Below are 15,728 nucleotides of genomic sequence, written 5' to 3'. Positions count from 1 at the left end.
AGAAGAAAATGTACATATTGGTGATGTTTATCAGTGGGGAACGGCGATTATCCAAGTAACTCAACCTCGTTCACCATGTTTTAAATTAAGTGGATTAACACAACAGGATGATTTTGCTTTAGTGATGCAGGGAAGTGGCAAAATTGGTTGGCTTTATCGGGTGATTAAAGTGGGAGTTGTGAGCGTAAAAGACCCTCTAGTTTTGTTGAACCGAGGTTCTATCTCTGTCGCAGAAACAGTCGCAATTGCTTTTCACCAAGATTATAACGAAGCTAATACACAGCGTTTATTGTCAGCGGCGGGATTATCTGCAAGCTGGACAGCCACCATGATCAAGAGATTACAGACAAAACAGATTGAAAGTTTTGAACGTCGATTATTTAGTTTGAAAACAAGAAGCAATTGATTTATATCAATTAAATAACTTTATTTAAAGATTACTACTTTTAAAATCATAATCTTAGGTTTTGATGATAGGGGGCTGAGTTATATTTGATCAATAAATGTTACAATTAGATCAGAATCATTCAATATTTTTTGATGATCAATAAGGGATAATTCATAATGAAAAAAATAAAATTTGCCTTATTCATAATGATCTTAAGTTTAAACATTGTTATTGCTAAAGAGTTTGTTAAAAATGATTGGTTTGTGGATGAAGTGATGCATCCCGTTCAATCTATCACTGTTATCACAGATACTGGGGTAATGAAAACATTATCTTTGACTAAATATGATCGAAATGGCTTTAAAGAATCGACCATCATTACATTAAAATACGGCGATATTATTACGCATAAAAGAATTTTTGTGTATTTTCAACCTTATCAAGGTAATCAAAGAACAGTTGTAACTTCTTTTTCAGAATTGAACCAACAAGAATTATTAAAAAGTTGGCGAAATATTGATACAGCACTTGAAAAATGGACCTCCCATTTATCTTATGAAGTGATTGATAAAATGACTAGTAGCCAAAAAATATTGGATAATTATGGGCACATGCAAGAGTTATCTAGGCTTTTTGTTTCAGATCCTCAAAATAATATTTATTTCACAAAATTTATTTATTTTGATTCGTGGGAAGATTATCAATTAGCTACTTTAGATGATGATATGACTGCAATTATCACGCTGGCGCATGATGAAAAAGGTAATTGGATATATCGTAAGAGTATGAATGATAAGGAACAAGCCATCGTTAAACGTTATATTAGATATTATGACAATGTTAACTGATGTCATTTATATGAAATCTTTACATAAAGATATCTTGACATTTTAAAAAAAATATGAAAATAAATGTTTACAGCTAAAGTTTTAACCCTTATAATCCTGCGCTCCGATGAACTTGCTTTAATGTAATTTAGTGAGATGAAAAATCCAAAAGTTGCCGTAATTATGGGTAGTCAAAGTGATTTACCGACGATGCAGTTTGCGATCGACATTCTAGTCGAATTTAATATTCCTCACCACGTGCAAGTAGTATCAGCACATCGTACCCCACATCTAATGTATGAGTTTGCTGGTTCTGCCATTGATAATGGTTTTTCTGTGATCATTGCTGGTGCTGGCGGTGCCGCACATTTACCGGGGATGGTTGCTGCATTGACAACATTGCCAGTGATTGGTGTTCCTGTTGAAAGTAAAGCTTTGAAAGGCATGGACTCGCTATTATCTATTGCTCAAATGCCAGGTGGCATTCCAGTTGCAACTGTTGCAATTGGTACAGCAGGTGCTAAGAATGCAGGGTTATTGGCAGCTCAGATATTATCTATTACAGATCCAGCATTGCAGGATCGTTTGCAAAAGTATAGAGATGATCAACGTGACTCTGTACTTCAACAAAAATTGAATATTGGAGAATAAATGATGAGAAGCATTTTACCTACACAAAAAATCGGCGTTATAGGAGGCGGTCAGTTAGGTAAGATGCTTATAGAAGCAGCCAACCGAATGGGCTACTTAACATCTGTTTATGATCCCTCTTTAACTGCACCTGCATTTTCTGTTGCAAATCAATACACAATTGGTCAATTTGATGACTATGAAGCATTGAGCCAGTTTGTATCTAAGTGCGATGTTGTAACATATGAATTTGAAAACATTAATGCAGAAATTGTTAAACAATTATCCGATAAATACCAAAATATTCCGCAAGGTGAATTTCCATTATGGATGACGCAAAACCGTATGCGTGAAAAAGAACATATTGTGAATGCAGGTTTGCCTGTGCCGCCCATTGTGATGGTGGATAATTTAGGTGATGAATGGCTCGAATTACCCAAAAAGTTAGGCTTTCCTTTTGTCGTGAAAACATCGGAAGGCGGCTATGATGGTAAAGGCCAAGCAGTGATCCGTAGCCAAGCAGATTTGCCAAGTAAATTATCAGCCTTGATGGACTGTTCGGTAATTGCTGAAGCATTTGTGGATTATGATTTTGAGGCTTCTATCATTGGTGTACGTGGGCAAGATGGTGATTTTAAAACATTCCCAATTGCTCGTAATCAGCATATCAATAATATTTTACATATTTCAACAGCACACATGGATGAAGATCCAAAATTATGTAAACGTTTACATGGTATGCTCAAAGACTTGATGGAAAAATACAATATTGTGGGTATTTTGGCGATGGAAGTTTTTGTGAAAGGTGATGAAATTTATGTGAATGAATTAGCACCGCGCCCACATAACTCAGGTCACTATACTATGGAAGGCTGTACAACTAGCCAGTTTGAACAAGCCATTCGTGCAGTGTGTGGTTTGCCATTAGGGAATACAACACTCAAGCAAACCACAACAATGTACAATTTGTTGGGGCAGCATATTGAGCCACTATTTAAATATTTGCCATCTTTATCAGCGGATGCACATCTTCATCTTTATGGTAAAAAAGAGAATAAATTCAACCGTAAAGTTGGACATGTGACTTTCACAAATAATGATGGCATGACAGATTTTTCTCACGCTATTTTTACCGAGGGGCAGTAAATGAAACAAGAATTGTTGTACGAAGGCAAAGCCAAACAAATCTATTCAACAGCAAATCCAGATGAAGTCATCATCTATTATAAAGATGATGCAACGGCAGGTAATGGCGCTAAGAAAGCTCAGTTTGAAGATAAAGGTCGTTTAAACTCTGAAATTTCTCGCATGATCTACATGGATTTAATGAAAAATGGCATTAAGACTCATTTAATTAAATCAGTGAATGAGCGTGAGCAGTTGTGCCATAAAGTTGACATCATTTTGTTAGAAGCAATCGTGCGAAATATTGCTGCAGGTTCTTTGGTTAAGCGCATTGGTTTGGAAGAAGGTAAAAAATTGAATCCACCAATTTTGGAATTCTGTTACAAAGCAGATGCTTTTAATGATCCATTAATCAATGATGATCACGCGGTGGCATTAGGTTTGGCAACGCATGAAGAATTAGATTTTATTCGTGGCGAAATGCGCAAAATCAACGATTACTTGAAAGCATTATGGTTGGAAGTTGGCATTGATTTAGTAGATTTTAAAATTGAATTTGGTCGCATGAAAGATGGCACAATCGTATTAGCAGATGAAATCAGTCCAGATACTTGTCGTTTATGGGATAGTAAAACAGGTGAGAAATTAGACAAAGATCGTTTCCGCCAAGATATGGGCGGTGTGATTGAAGCGTATGAAGAGATTCATCGTCGCCTCAAGGATCGCACATAATTATGAATATTAAAGAACTACACGAAGAATGTGGCGTATTTGCGGTGCAAGGAAATAGCGAAGCTGCAACGATGACTTATTATGGTCTTCATGCATTGCAGCATCGCGGGCAGGAAAGTGTGGGGATTGCGGTTCTCACAGAAGATCAGAAAATCAACTGCATTAAAGGCGAAGGACTTTTGACGGAAGTATTTGCTGATCCTAAAAAATTACAGAGTTTAGTGGGTGATACTTCAATTGGTCACGTTCGTTATCCAACGAATAGTAGCCGAGGTGTTTTGAATGCGCATCCAATCGTTGTAGCAACAACTGATGAGTCCATCGGCATTGCGTTCAACGGTGCATTAACCAATGCAACTGAATTGAAAATTCGTTTAGAAAAGAATGGTAGCGTATTCCATACACATGGTGAAACTGAGTTATTAGGTCACTTGATTCGCCGTTGCCAAGGCACTTTCTTAGAGCGCTTGAAAAAGAGTTTATTAGAGATCGAAGGTGCTTACAGCTATGTGTTGTTGCATAACTCAGGTTTGTATGTGGCGCGTGATCCAAATGGTATTCGTCCATTATCCATGGGTAAATTGAGTACAGGTGGTTATGTATTTGCATCAGAAACATGTGCATTTGATATCGTGGGCGCTGAATTTATTCGTGATGTTGAACCTGGTGAAATCATTACAATTCAAGATGGCGAAGTGATCTCTACTTTCTTAGAAACTAAATGCACACATGCATTGTGTTCTATGGAATATGTTTACTTCTCTCGCCCTGACAGTGATTTGGAAGGTAAAAATGTTCACGCTGTGCGTAAGCGCAGTGGTATTGAATTATATAAAGAAGCACATGTGGATGCGGACATTGTCATTGGTGTACCTGATTCCAGTATTTCAGCAGCGATTGGTTATGCTGAAGCATCAGGTTTGCCGAATGAAATGGGCTTAATTAAAAACCGTTACATTGGTCGCACATTCATTCAGCCAACACAAGAATTGCGTGAACGCGGTGTTCGCATGAAGCTTTCCGCGATTACAAGTATTGTGAAAGGTAAGCGCATCATTTTGATTGATGACTCAATCGTGCGTGGTACAACGAGTAAGCACATTGTGGCATTATTGCGTACAGCAGGCGCAAAAGAAGTTCACATGCGTGTGGCTTCACCTGAATTTAAATATCCTTGTTATTATGGTGTGGATGCAACAGATCCTCGTGAATTGTTGGCACAGCATCATGAAACCAATGAAGAAATGCGTGAGTACATTGATGTGGATTCATTAGCATTCTTAAGTCCAGCCGGACTAATTAAAGCAACTGAGCATGAAGGGTCACGCGGTGTAAACTGTGGATTATGCATGGGTTGCTTTACCAACAAATATCCCACCAATATTAAGTTTGATGAGGCAGTATAAATGAGTAATGCGTATAAAGAAGCAGGCGTAAATTTAGAAGCAGGTTATGAATCCGTTGAGCGCATTAAGAAACATGTAATGAGCACAATGCGTTTTGGTGCTATTAACTTGTTTGGTGATTTTGGCGGCGCATTTGATTTATCTGAATTGGGTTATCAAAAGCCAGTGTTAGTATCAGGTACAGATGGCGTTGGTACTAAATTGAAATTAGCATTTGAATTGGATATTCACGACACAATCGGCATTGATGCTGTTGCAATGTGTGTGAATGATATTTTAACGCAAGGTGCAGAACCTTTATTCTTCTTAGATTACATCGCATGTGGTGCTAATAATCCTGCACAAATCGAAGCGATCGTTGCAGGTGTTGCGGAAGGTTGTCGTCAATCGAATGCAACATTATTGGGCGGTGAAACTGCTGAAATGCCAGGTTTCTATCAAGATGGCGAATATGATATCGCAGGGTTTGCTGTGGGTGTTGTGGAAAAAGATAAACGCATCACAAAAGACAATGTAAAAGTTGGTGATGTTGTGATCGGTTTGCCATCAAGCGGTGTTCACAGTAATGGTTTTTCATTGGTTCGTCATATTATTAAAAATCACGGTTTATCATTATCTGAAACATATGAAGGTTTTGATCGTCCATTGGGCGAAGTATTATTAACGCCAACAATGTTATACGTTCGTCCTGTATTAGATTTATTGAAAGCAGTGAATGTTCATGCGATGGTGCACATTACAGGTGGTGGTTTCTATGAAAACGTTCCACGTGCATTGCCAGAAGGTTTAGGCGCAGAATTCGTAAAAGGTAGTTGGACAATGCCTGCGATTTTCCCATTCATGCAAAATACAGCAAATATCCCAGAAGAGGAAATGTACAGTGTATTTAACATGGGGATCGGCTTTATGTTGATCGTGGATAAAGGTGATGTTGACACTGTGTTGGCACATAACAGCGATGCACAGATCATCGGTAAAGTAACAGATTCTGGTGAAATTACCTTCAAATAAAGATAAACCCCAAATGAAACGTTTGGGGTTTTAATTTTCATGATTAATCATATGGGTTTCCAATGACAAAAATTGCAGTTTTTGGTTCAGGTAGTGGTACCAACTTCGAAGCCATTATGAAGTGGATTCATAACGGTAATTTACAAGCAGAAGTTGTGCTTGTTGTATGTGATAAACAAAATGCAGGTATTATCCCGAAAGCAGAACGGGAAGGTTTAGAAACATTAGTATTTAATCCTAAAGATTTCGAGTCTAAAGCGGCTTATGAAAAAGTCTTGGTGGAAAAAATGCAATCATTGAATGTTGAGTGGGTAATTTTGGCAGGTTTTATGCGTTTGGTGGGTGAAGAGTTGTTGAGAGCCTATCCGAATCGTATTATCAATATCCATCCATCATTATTGCCAGCATATAAAGGCAAGGATGCGATTGGGCAAGCATACCGTGCAGGGGAAAAAGAGATCGGTGTTTCCATTCATTATGTGGATGAAGGCATGGACACAGGTGCAATCATTGCTCAAAAAGGAATTAAATTAACAGGTGACGAATCATTAGATGAGGTGGAGATGATGATCCATGCCATCGAACATCGTTTATATCCAGCAACTTTAGAAAACTTATTTAACAAGGAGAAGTAACCGTGTCTAAAAAGCGTGCATTATTGAGTGTGAGCGATAAAGCAGGAATCGTAGAATTTGCAACATTATTGGCTGATTTAGGCTATGAATTGATTTCTACCGGTGGTACAAAGAAAGCGATTTTTGATGCGGGTATTCCAGTTAAAGATATCTCTGAAATCACTGAATTTCCAGAAATGATGGATGGCCGTGTGAAAACTTTGCATCCTAAAGTTCATGGTGGTTTATTATCAATTCGTGGCAATGCGGATCATACAAAAGCGATGATCGATAACGGCATTGAATATATCGATTTAGTATGTGTGAACTTGTATCCATTCAAAGAAACTATTTCAAAGCCTGGCGTAACGTACCAAGATGCGATTGAAAATATTGATATCGGTGGCCCTTCAATGTTGCGTTCTGCTGCGAAAAATCATGCGTTTGTAACAGTTGTGACTGATCCTTTAGATTACAACGTTGTGATCGAAGAGATCAAAAACAATGGTGATACAACGTTAGAAACTCGTAAACGTTTAGCGTTGAAAGTATTCCAAACAACAGCAGCTTATGATGCATTGATCGCAGATTATTTTGCACGCACTTTGGGCGATGTATTCCCAGATAAATTGACAATCACATTTGAAAAGCAACAACCATTGCGTTATGGCGAAAACCCACATCAAGAAGCTGCGTTCTATCGTACGCCTTTAGCAGAAAGCAATGCATTGGCATTTGCACAGCAGTTACATGGTAAAGAGTTGTCTTACAACAATATTCAAGATGCGAATGCTGCGGTTAACATTATGCTGGAATACAGCGAACCAGCAGTTGTTGCAGTTAAACACATGAATCCTTGTGGTGTTGGTACAGGTCAAGACTTATTCCAAGCTTGGACGAAAGCTTTTGAAGCTGATCCTACTTCAATCTTTGGTGGCATCATTGCAACTAACCAAACGGTGGATGCTAAAACAGCTGAAGAAATGGGTAAAATTTTCTTAGAAGTGATCATTGCACCTGATTTCACAGAAGAAGCTCGTGCGATTTTAGAAGCTAAGAAAAACATCCGTTTGTTGGCGAATCCTGCAATTCAATCAGAATTTGATAATGCTTACACAACAACAGCTGTGAATGGCGGTTTATTGCTACAAACTAAAGATCGTGGAGAAATTAACTTTGCTGACTTTGATGTAGTGACAGAGCGTGCACCAACGGAAGAAGAGAAAGAAGCTTTAGTATTTGCATGGAAAGTTGTGAAGCATGTGAAATCTAATGCAATCGTTGTTGCTAAAGAAGGTCAAACTTTGGGAATTGGCGCAGGTCAAATGAATCGTGTGGGCGCAGCTCGTATCGCATTAGAACAAGCAGGTGCTAAAGTTGAAGGCAATGTAATGGCATCGGATGCATTCTTCCCAATGTCAGATACTTTGGAATTGGCAGCGAAAGCAGGCATCAAAGCGATCATCCAACCAGGTGGTTCTATCAAGGATCAAGATTCAATCGATGTTGCGAATAAATACGGCATCACAATGGTGTTTACTAAGAAGCGTCATTTTAAACACTAATTAGAGTTATACGGTCACCGAGGAATAGATGGTATTTCACCTCAAGCAAAGGCGCCATCTATTTCCTCGGGTGGCAGTGATTTCATCATAAATATTATTAAAATAATATATAATTAAAATATTTATGAATAGGAATATACCCAATGGGCAAACGCATTATCCAATCACTGTCCTTGCTGAATCTCCTTGCATTACCGTTTGCAAATGCTGGTGGCGGAGAGCCATCATATAATAACTCAATTATCTTCGGCCATTCTGAAATCAGTAGCAATCTTCCTTATTTAACGCCTTACAATGATACACGTGTCAACGCCATTCTTCAGTTGAATGATAATGTTGTGGAAGAACAACTTTTGATGGCGATTAAAGAAAATGATTGGTATGCAGATAATACGCCCAACCCTTTAAGTTTACCTGTACACACATCTTTATTTGTTCGATCTAATTATGATTTAACGAAAGAACGATTACCTGAATTAGTCGCGGTTGTTAAAAAATTGCACCAAGATTATTTTCAATATTGGGAAAATAATCAGGAAGATTTAAAACAAAAAGGTATTTGGTTTGTTGATCCTGAAATTGCCCTCAAATGCGAATATTACTGCTCAATCTCTGATTTGAATGCAACGTTGGATTATATTGATGCTGTAGAAAAAAGCTCAATGTCAGCAGCTCAAAAATACACATTATCTTATGCGCGTTATCAGCTTTTTCAAGAAAAAGAATATTTTACGATGACACAAGATAATTTTGATTTATCTAACGATGCTAGTCGTGATTTTTATCGCTACCTTGAAGTTGCTATGTATTTCAATAACAAGGAATATAAATTAGCGAAAGAAGTATCGCACTCTTTATTACAAAGTGATAATACTTGGTTGAAAGAAACGAGCCTATATTTACAAGGAAGATTATCTTTAAAAGAAGCACAAGATCAATTAGTGGATGAGTGGGAAGGCACAATCTCTAACAATGAAGAAGGCAAAGCATGGATTGATCAATCTCGAGCTGAGTTTAAAACGTATATGGATCAATATCCTAATGGTTTATATTTTAATTCAGCGCAAGGTTTATTGCGCCGTTTGAATTGGTTGTCAGGTAATAATGTTGCAGTCGTGCGTGAGCTAGAGCGTTGGTATCAAGCACCTGACCAATATTTGCAAAAAGATCATCGATATAATGAAAGATTATTGGATCTATTGCTGGAAGTGGATCGTAAAGTCGTTGATCGTTATGAAAATCAAGATGTGCTAGTGGAAAATCCTCAATTACTTGCAGTTAGAATTTTACAATCCCTGCGTTATTACACTTATGCTTATGGTGCAAAAATTGATTATAGCTTTGAGCATTTAGTTGGGCAGTACCAATCGCACTTTAAGGATCAACCAAGATTGTATCAATATCTTGTGGCGACATATTATTCTGAAATTGATCCTCAGCCAAAAAAAGTGGTGGAATTATTGCCTGTATTGGATGAAAGTAAGCAAACTCTCACAACTTTTGAATTAAGCGAACAAATTCTGCGTGCACAAGCCTTTGAAGCACAAAAGCGCTGGAGCGCTGCTGAAACCATTTGGCAGGAATTGTATAAGCGCACGAATACACCATTGCAACGTGAATTGATCGAAGTGGGTATTGCTGATAATTATGTGCTTGCTGATAGAGTTGATCTTGCTTTTACAGCTAATTCCATCGTGCAAAATCCTGCTTTAAGAGACAGCTTGATTGAAGATTATGTCAGTCGTGGTTTTGTCATTGATTTAATCAAGGATGGTTATATTGGTGATGATCAAACGCGTGCTAAATGGCTATATATTCAGTTGACTAAAGATGTTAAAACCATTAATCCTACGGAATTTTTTGAAGATATTAAATTAGTGGATCAATTCAAAAATGTAGATGTGAAAGATGTCGCGCATTTTGATTTCTTCAATCAGTCCATCAAAAATGCTTACCAATATCAATGTGGTACGCCTATGGATGTGATGCAGCAGTTGGCGAGCAATCCTAATGATTCACATAATCAAATGTGTTATAGCTTTATGGTGGAAAGAATGCCTGCTTACACTGTTTTAGGTGATCATCAATTTACGCATTTAAAGCCATCAAATTGGGCGGAACAGATTGTTACGAATTATGATAGTTATCGTAAAGTAATTGATAATCCAAAAGCAAATAAAGATGATCGCGCATTGGCTTTGTATCATGGTATTAACTGTTATAACCGTGGCATTAATCGATGTGATGATAAGGAAATTCCTAAAAGTGAGCGCAAACGTTGGTTTGATACTTTAAAACGAGAGCACAGTGATAGCCAATGGGCAAAACAACAAAAATATTATTGGTAATATTATCCTTATTATTATCTAAATCCTATGCTGATATTGATGTGAACCAATATCAGCAGTTTTGGTATTGGGCAGGCACGAAATATCAGCCGATTTTGAAAGATGCGAAAGTGGTTTATTTGCACCGTGGGCAGATTGATGGTTATAAAGGCAAAAGCTATTTTAAACCTCAATCAGGGCAAGGTGTGATTGTGTCTGATCAGCAATTTTGGCTTGTATTTCGCACTCATACTTTAGAATGGAATGAGTCTATTTATCGTGAGATTGCTAGACAGTTAGCTGCGTGGCAGAAAAAAGGTGGGAATGTCATTGGTATACAGATTGATTATGATGTACCTACGCAAAAGCTCGCTGATTATATTCAGTTTTTGAAAAAATTAAGAACGTGGTTACCTGAGAAATATCAGTTAAGTATTACAGGATTATTGGATTGGAGCCGTTATGCGAATCCTGAAAATTTAGCGCAACTGGATGATGTGATTGATGAGCTTGTGATTCAAACGTACCAAAAGCGCAATACGATTCCCAATTATGCGGATTATTTAAAAAATATGGAAAAAATGCCATTTTCTTTTAAAGTTGGTATTGCTCAACGAAGCGATTGGGTGAATCCTGAATACCTAGAAAAAATGCAAGGTTTCAGTGGGTACGTTGTATTTTTACAGAATGAGTAGATGGTGAGGCATATTATTTCATTATATTAATCTGCTCCTATATAATACTTTTCTAAAATTCAAATAATTGATTAACTCAATAAAAGGAAAGTGCCATGGATCTATTTAATTTGCCAATAACAATGAAAGATATTCGTGAAGCACAGAAAGCTTTAAGTGGAAAAGTATATCAAACTGGCATTGCTCGCAGTAATTATCTCAGTGAAAAATGTAAAGGTGATATTTATGTTAAATTTGAGAATATGCAGCGTACAGGCTCATTCAAAATGCGTGGTGCATTTAATAAATTAAGTTCACTAACTGCCGAAGAAGCAGCACATGGTGTTGTGGCTTGTTCTGCGGGAAATCATGCGCAAGGTGTTGCATTATCCGGTAGTATGCTAGGCATTAATGCGAAAATCGTGATGCCAGAAACAGCGCCGAAAGCCAAAATTGATGCGACAAAAGGCTATGGTGCAGAAGTTGTTTTGTATGGCCAAAACTTCAATGAAACCATGCAAAAAGCGCAAGAGATTGTGAAGGAAGAAGGTAGAGTTTTTGTGCATCCTTATGATGATACTAAAGTAATCGCGGGGCAAGGTACGATAGGCTTAGAGATTTTAGAAGATTTGTGGGATGTTGATAATATTGTTGTGCCAATCGGTGGCGGCGGTTTGATCGCGGGTATTGCAGTTGCTTTAAAATCTTTTAATCCTAATATTCATATTTTTGGCGTGCAGGCTGAGAATGTGCATGGCATGGCGGCTTCATTGCTAGCAGATAAAGTTGTATCTCATCGTGATACGAGTACGATTGCAGATGGTTGCGATGTGGCAATGCCAGGCGAATTAACATTTAAAATCACGAAAAGTTTAGTGACAGAAGTTGTGACAGTCAGTGAAGAAGAAATTAGAAAAAGCATGATTGCGTTGGTGCAACGCAATAAGATCATCAGTGAAGGCGCAGGTGCATTATCAACAGCAGCGATTTTGAGTGGCAAAATTGGCCCTGAATATATCGAAGGCAAGAAAACTGTTGTGATTATCTCTGGTGGTAATATTGATTTAACAAAATTGGCTTCAATCTTAAATTCATAATACATAATTAATATTATACAAATGTATATATTAATATTGATATATATGGGCATTTTATATTTAGACTAACTAGAAGATTACTAAAAGAGGTTTTGAGTTGAATGATAAATGTAATATAGAAGGATGTAATCGAGATTGTTTTCAAGACAGTAATCAATGTGTTTTACATTGTGATAAACACGATTACTCAACTGATTATTATAATATTTCAATTTTAAGAAATTTCTATGATGAATTAATAGATTATATTATAGAGAGCATATTAGAGTTTCGTAGAATCCAAGTTGATAACAAAGAGTTATTAAGAGAGTATCTTCGATCAGGAGAGGCATCAGAAGAAATTAGAGATTTATTTAAGGATGAAGTAATAGTTTTTAATTTGATTTTTTTTCCTTGCAGAGATGCTAGAGATAAATTTGATTATTTGAGAGTATTAACTCAGCTGAAAGGTATTCATTTTAATTACTGTAGCTTTTCAGCTACATCTTTAAATATCCAAGATGTACAGGTGTTTTATCAAGACTGCAACTTTAAACAATATTGGATGATTCAAAATACATCTCTTTTAGAAAATGTAAATAATGTTATATACCAAAGTTGTATTTTTAATAACGAGGTAAGTATTTCAGCGTGGGATGGTGATAATACCCTAGGTATCGCATTATTTACAGATTGCATTTTTCATCAAAAGCTATCTTTTGAAAATATGATATTTGAGAATAAAATCTTTATAAATAGTAATGATTCAGAAATTGAAATTGGCGCTTTAAGAATCACTAAATGTGTTTTACAAGATGATTTTATATTAAATAACTTGAATGCTAGATCTATTCTAATAAAAAATACTGAATTTAAATCAAAATTTGAAATGAAAGATAGCCATATAGCTATGATGTTTGAGGCTAAAAATACAAATTTTGAAGGAATGTTTGATGTACAGGACTCAAAATTCGGTGGGTTTGAGTGCTTCAAGTGTGTATTCAGTAATGTTGCAAGCTTTGAGCATTGTAATTTTTCTGTAGGAAGAGACTGTATAGATTGTATGGCAATATTTAAATACACGACATTCCTGAGTTTTACGAGCTTTAGAAATTCTAGATTTCATCTTGGTTTGGATTTAGAAAATGCAAACTTAAAAGAAGTACCTAATTTTTTAAATATCCAATTGCTCTCAGATAATACAAATAGAGAAACATTGCGTATTATTAAAAATTCCTTTGATAAAATTGGTAATCATATAGATGCCAATGATTTCTTTGTGAAAGAAATGAAGAAATATAAGCAAGAATTATCTCGTCAAGGAGGTAATTGGCAAGAACGAATAATTTTATGGTTCAATGAAAAAGCATCTAATTTTGGGCAAAGTTATATTAAGCCAATTGTATGGATGCTGCTTATGGCTATATTTTATTCGGGGTTAATTTATGCTCAAGAAAATGATTATTTATATAGAATGTATCCGCCATTCAATAATGTTTTTTCTTGGTTGTCACAATCTATAAATAATATTGCTAAAAATATTATTCCATTCAAGTCTTTTGCAAAAGAAGGGATGGAGTTTCTAAGCCTGATATTCTATATAATGTTTGCAAGTTTAACTTGGCAGACAATAGTTGCTTTTAAGCGACATACGAAACGTTAATATTATTTAGATAATATCTGAAATAGGCTAAATTTATGACAATGGAAACTATCGCAATTAATTACATCGAATTTAATGTAAAAAATATTGCTAAAAGCAAAGCATTTTATTCAGCTTTAGGTTGGAAATTTGTAGATTATGGTGAGCAATATTGCGAGTTTAATTCAGGTGCTTTGAAAGGTGGTTTCTTCCAAGCGGATGATGTAAATTCAAAAGGTGGTGCTTTAGTTATATTATTCAGTCATGATTTAGAAAATACATTAAATAATATTAAAAATGCAGGTGGAATCATCACTGCTGATATTTTTGAATTTCCTGGTGGTAAACGATTCCATTTTAAAGATTCGGATGGCTATGAATTGGCTGTTTGGTCGAATGTATAAAAAGCTCTATACAATTTAGAAAAGTCATTATTGTGATTTAATATTTTTCAAGCCCCTAAAATTTTAGGGGCTTATTTTTTGGGAAAATGTACTATGCATACTTCACATACCGAATGAGTTTGTATTATTTTTGCCCAAATACAAATAATTCTCTTTGTTATATTTATTTGAAAAATATATAGAATTTATGAGTGTTTTTTATCTTAAAATTTTAAGTGTATGTTTTAGAATGGATTTATTTGATTATAATTTCCTAGGCCAATAAAAAAAATTTGTGATATGATTGCCCGCCTATCGTGCTCTAGCACAGGTAGCAAAAATTATTCTTGATATTAATCATAAGATTTATCTTTTATGGTTGATTAATATCAGTTAGTACCAAGGAGTAAGGGGAAATTATGGCTAATGAAGCTAAAGATATGAAGCGTCGCGATCTTCTCAAAATGATTGGAGCGACTGCTGGTGGATTCGCATTATACAATTCAATGATGGCATTCGGCATGTTGAATAAGAGCGATTTCAATGGTGCGCCAAACTTAACAAATGCCCCAAAAGGGTCAACAGTTTTGATTTTGGGTGCAGGTTTAGCAGGTTTAGTTGCTGCTTATGAATTAAAAAAAGCAGGCTATAAAGTTAAAATTCTAGATTTCAACGATCGCGTTGGTGGCCGTGCTTGGTCATTACGTGGTGGCGATGAGTACACTGAATTAGGTGGTTACACTCAAAAATGTGAATTTGCTGAAGGTCAATACTTGAACCCAGGTCCATGGAGAATTCCTTATCATCACCAAGGTTACTTGCACTATGCACGTGAATTTGGCGTACAAATGCAACCATTCCAACAAGTGAACCAAAATGCTTATTTGCATAACTCAAATGCATTTGGTGGCAAGCCACAAAGATATCGCGAAATTTTCTCTGATTTCCGTGGCCACACTAACGAATTGTTAGCAAAATCAATCAACCAAAATAACTTGGATGATTCGATCACTAAAGAAAATAAAGAAATGTTGCTAGAAGCATTGAAAGAATGGGGTGCTTTGGATAAGAACTATCGCTACACTGGTGAAACTGGTTCTCATTACCGCGGTTGGGCAACACCAGCTGGCGCAACTCATGATGCAATTCCATCAACGCCTTTGAATTTTGATGACGTATTGTCTTCAAATTTGTGGTCAGCATTGAATATGCATTTCAACATTGAATATGCATCAACAATGTTCCAGCCAGTGGGTGGTATGGATCAGTTGCCTAAAGCAATTGCTAAAGATTTAATGTCAGACATTCAATTGAGTTCAAAAGTTATT

The 15,728-nt window shown here is 36.3% G+C and carries 15 protein-coding genes; all 15 read left to right on the top strand.

Translation table 11 applies throughout. The features are described from left to right. A partial coding sequence (locus tag BZK14_RS04330; RefSeq protein ID WP_143691332.1) for an MOSC domain-containing protein occupies nucleotides 1–406 on the top strand: 406 nt, incomplete at its 5' end. Nucleotides 407–564: 158 nt separating this feature from the next. Further along, complete coding sequence (locus BZK14_RS04325) at nucleotides 565–1,236, top strand: hypothetical protein (protein ID WP_077925348.1); 672 nt, start codon at nucleotides 565–567, stop codon at nucleotides 1,234–1,236. 135 nt (nucleotides 1,237–1,371) lie between these two features. Then, entirely contained in the window at nucleotides 1,372–1,866 is a 495-nt protein-coding gene (gene purE, locus BZK14_RS04320; protein ID WP_077925347.1) for a 5-(carboxyamino)imidazole ribonucleotide mutase, read from the top strand. Then, nucleotides 1,867–2,991, top strand: a complete 1,125-nt coding sequence (gene purK / locus BZK14_RS04315) for a 5-(carboxyamino)imidazole ribonucleotide synthase (RefSeq protein ID WP_077925346.1) — start codon at nucleotides 1,867–1,869, stop codon at nucleotides 2,989–2,991. After that, nucleotides 2,992–3,702 (top strand): phosphoribosylaminoimidazolesuccinocarboxamide synthase, encoded by a 711-nt coding sequence (purC, locus tag BZK14_RS04310; RefSeq protein ID WP_077925345.1) that lies wholly within the window; start codon nucleotides 2,992–2,994, stop codon nucleotides 3,700–3,702. 2 nt (nucleotides 3,703–3,704) lie between these two features. Then, nucleotides 3,705–5,108: an amidophosphoribosyltransferase gene (purF, locus tag BZK14_RS04305; RefSeq protein ID WP_077925344.1), complete on the top strand. Its 1,404-nt coding sequence runs from the start codon at nucleotides 3,705–3,707 to the stop codon at nucleotides 5,106–5,108. Beyond that, nucleotides 5,109–6,119 carry a phosphoribosylformylglycinamidine cyclo-ligase gene (gene purM, locus BZK14_RS04300; protein WP_077925343.1) on the top strand — a complete coding sequence of 337 codons (1,011 nt, stop codon included), beginning with the start codon at nucleotides 5,109–5,111 and terminating at the stop codon, nucleotides 6,117–6,119. A gap of 62 nt (nucleotides 6,120–6,181) precedes the next feature. Continuing rightward, nucleotides 6,182–6,754 carry a phosphoribosylglycinamide formyltransferase gene (purN, locus tag BZK14_RS04295; RefSeq protein WP_077925342.1) on the top strand — a complete coding sequence of 191 codons (573 nt, stop codon included), beginning with the start codon at nucleotides 6,182–6,184 and terminating at the stop codon, nucleotides 6,752–6,754. A 2-nt stretch (nucleotides 6,755–6,756) separates the two neighbouring features. Beyond that, nucleotides 6,757–8,298 (top strand): bifunctional phosphoribosylaminoimidazolecarboxamide formyltransferase/IMP cyclohydrolase, encoded by a 1,542-nt coding sequence (gene purH / locus BZK14_RS04290; protein WP_077925341.1) that lies wholly within the window; start codon nucleotides 6,757–6,759, stop codon nucleotides 8,296–8,298. A 143-nt stretch (nucleotides 8,299–8,441) separates the two neighbouring features. Further along, on the top strand, nucleotides 8,442–10,646 hold the full coding sequence (locus tag BZK14_RS04285) for a PA5441 family protein (RefSeq protein ID WP_077925340.1): 2,205 nt from the start codon (nucleotides 8,442–8,444) through the stop codon (nucleotides 10,644–10,646). Continuing rightward, the gene (locus tag BZK14_RS04280) at nucleotides 10,616–11,320 is read left to right on the top strand and encodes a DUF3142 domain-containing protein (protein ID WP_077925339.1); all 705 of its coding nucleotides are present in this window, start codon (nucleotides 10,616–10,618) and stop codon (nucleotides 11,318–11,320) included. The genes BZK14_RS04285 and BZK14_RS04280 overlap by 31 nt, the downstream gene beginning before the upstream one ends. 95 nt (nucleotides 11,321–11,415) lie before the next feature. Further along, a complete protein-coding gene (gene tdcB / locus BZK14_RS04275) occupies nucleotides 11,416–12,396 on the top strand; it encodes a bifunctional threonine ammonia-lyase/L-serine ammonia-lyase TdcB (RefSeq protein WP_077925338.1) in 981 nt (326 codons plus the stop codon). 97 nt (nucleotides 12,397–12,493) lie between these two features. Continuing rightward, nucleotides 12,494–14,038, top strand: coding sequence for a pentapeptide repeat-containing protein (locus tag BZK14_RS04270; protein WP_077925337.1), 1,545 nt, complete (start codon nucleotides 12,494–12,496; stop codon nucleotides 14,036–14,038). A gap of 35 nt (nucleotides 14,039–14,073) precedes the next feature. Next, on the top strand, nucleotides 14,074–14,421 hold the full coding sequence (locus BZK14_RS04265; RefSeq protein WP_077925336.1) for a VOC family protein: 348 nt from the start codon (nucleotides 14,074–14,076) through the stop codon (nucleotides 14,419–14,421). 398 nt (nucleotides 14,422–14,819) lie between these two features. Beyond that, the coding region (locus BZK14_RS04260) for a flavin monoamine oxidase family protein (protein ID WP_143691330.1) at nucleotides 14,820–15,728 on the top strand (909 nt) is incomplete at its 3' end.

It is taken from the genome of Wohlfahrtiimonas larvae (assembly GCF_002006755.1).
GTDB lineage: Bacteria > Pseudomonadota > Gammaproteobacteria > Cardiobacteriales > Wohlfahrtiimonadaceae > Wohlfahrtiimonas > Wohlfahrtiimonas larvae.
Note: the sequence above shows the minus strand (reverse complement) of the source record. Positions and strands in the feature narration are given on the sequence as shown.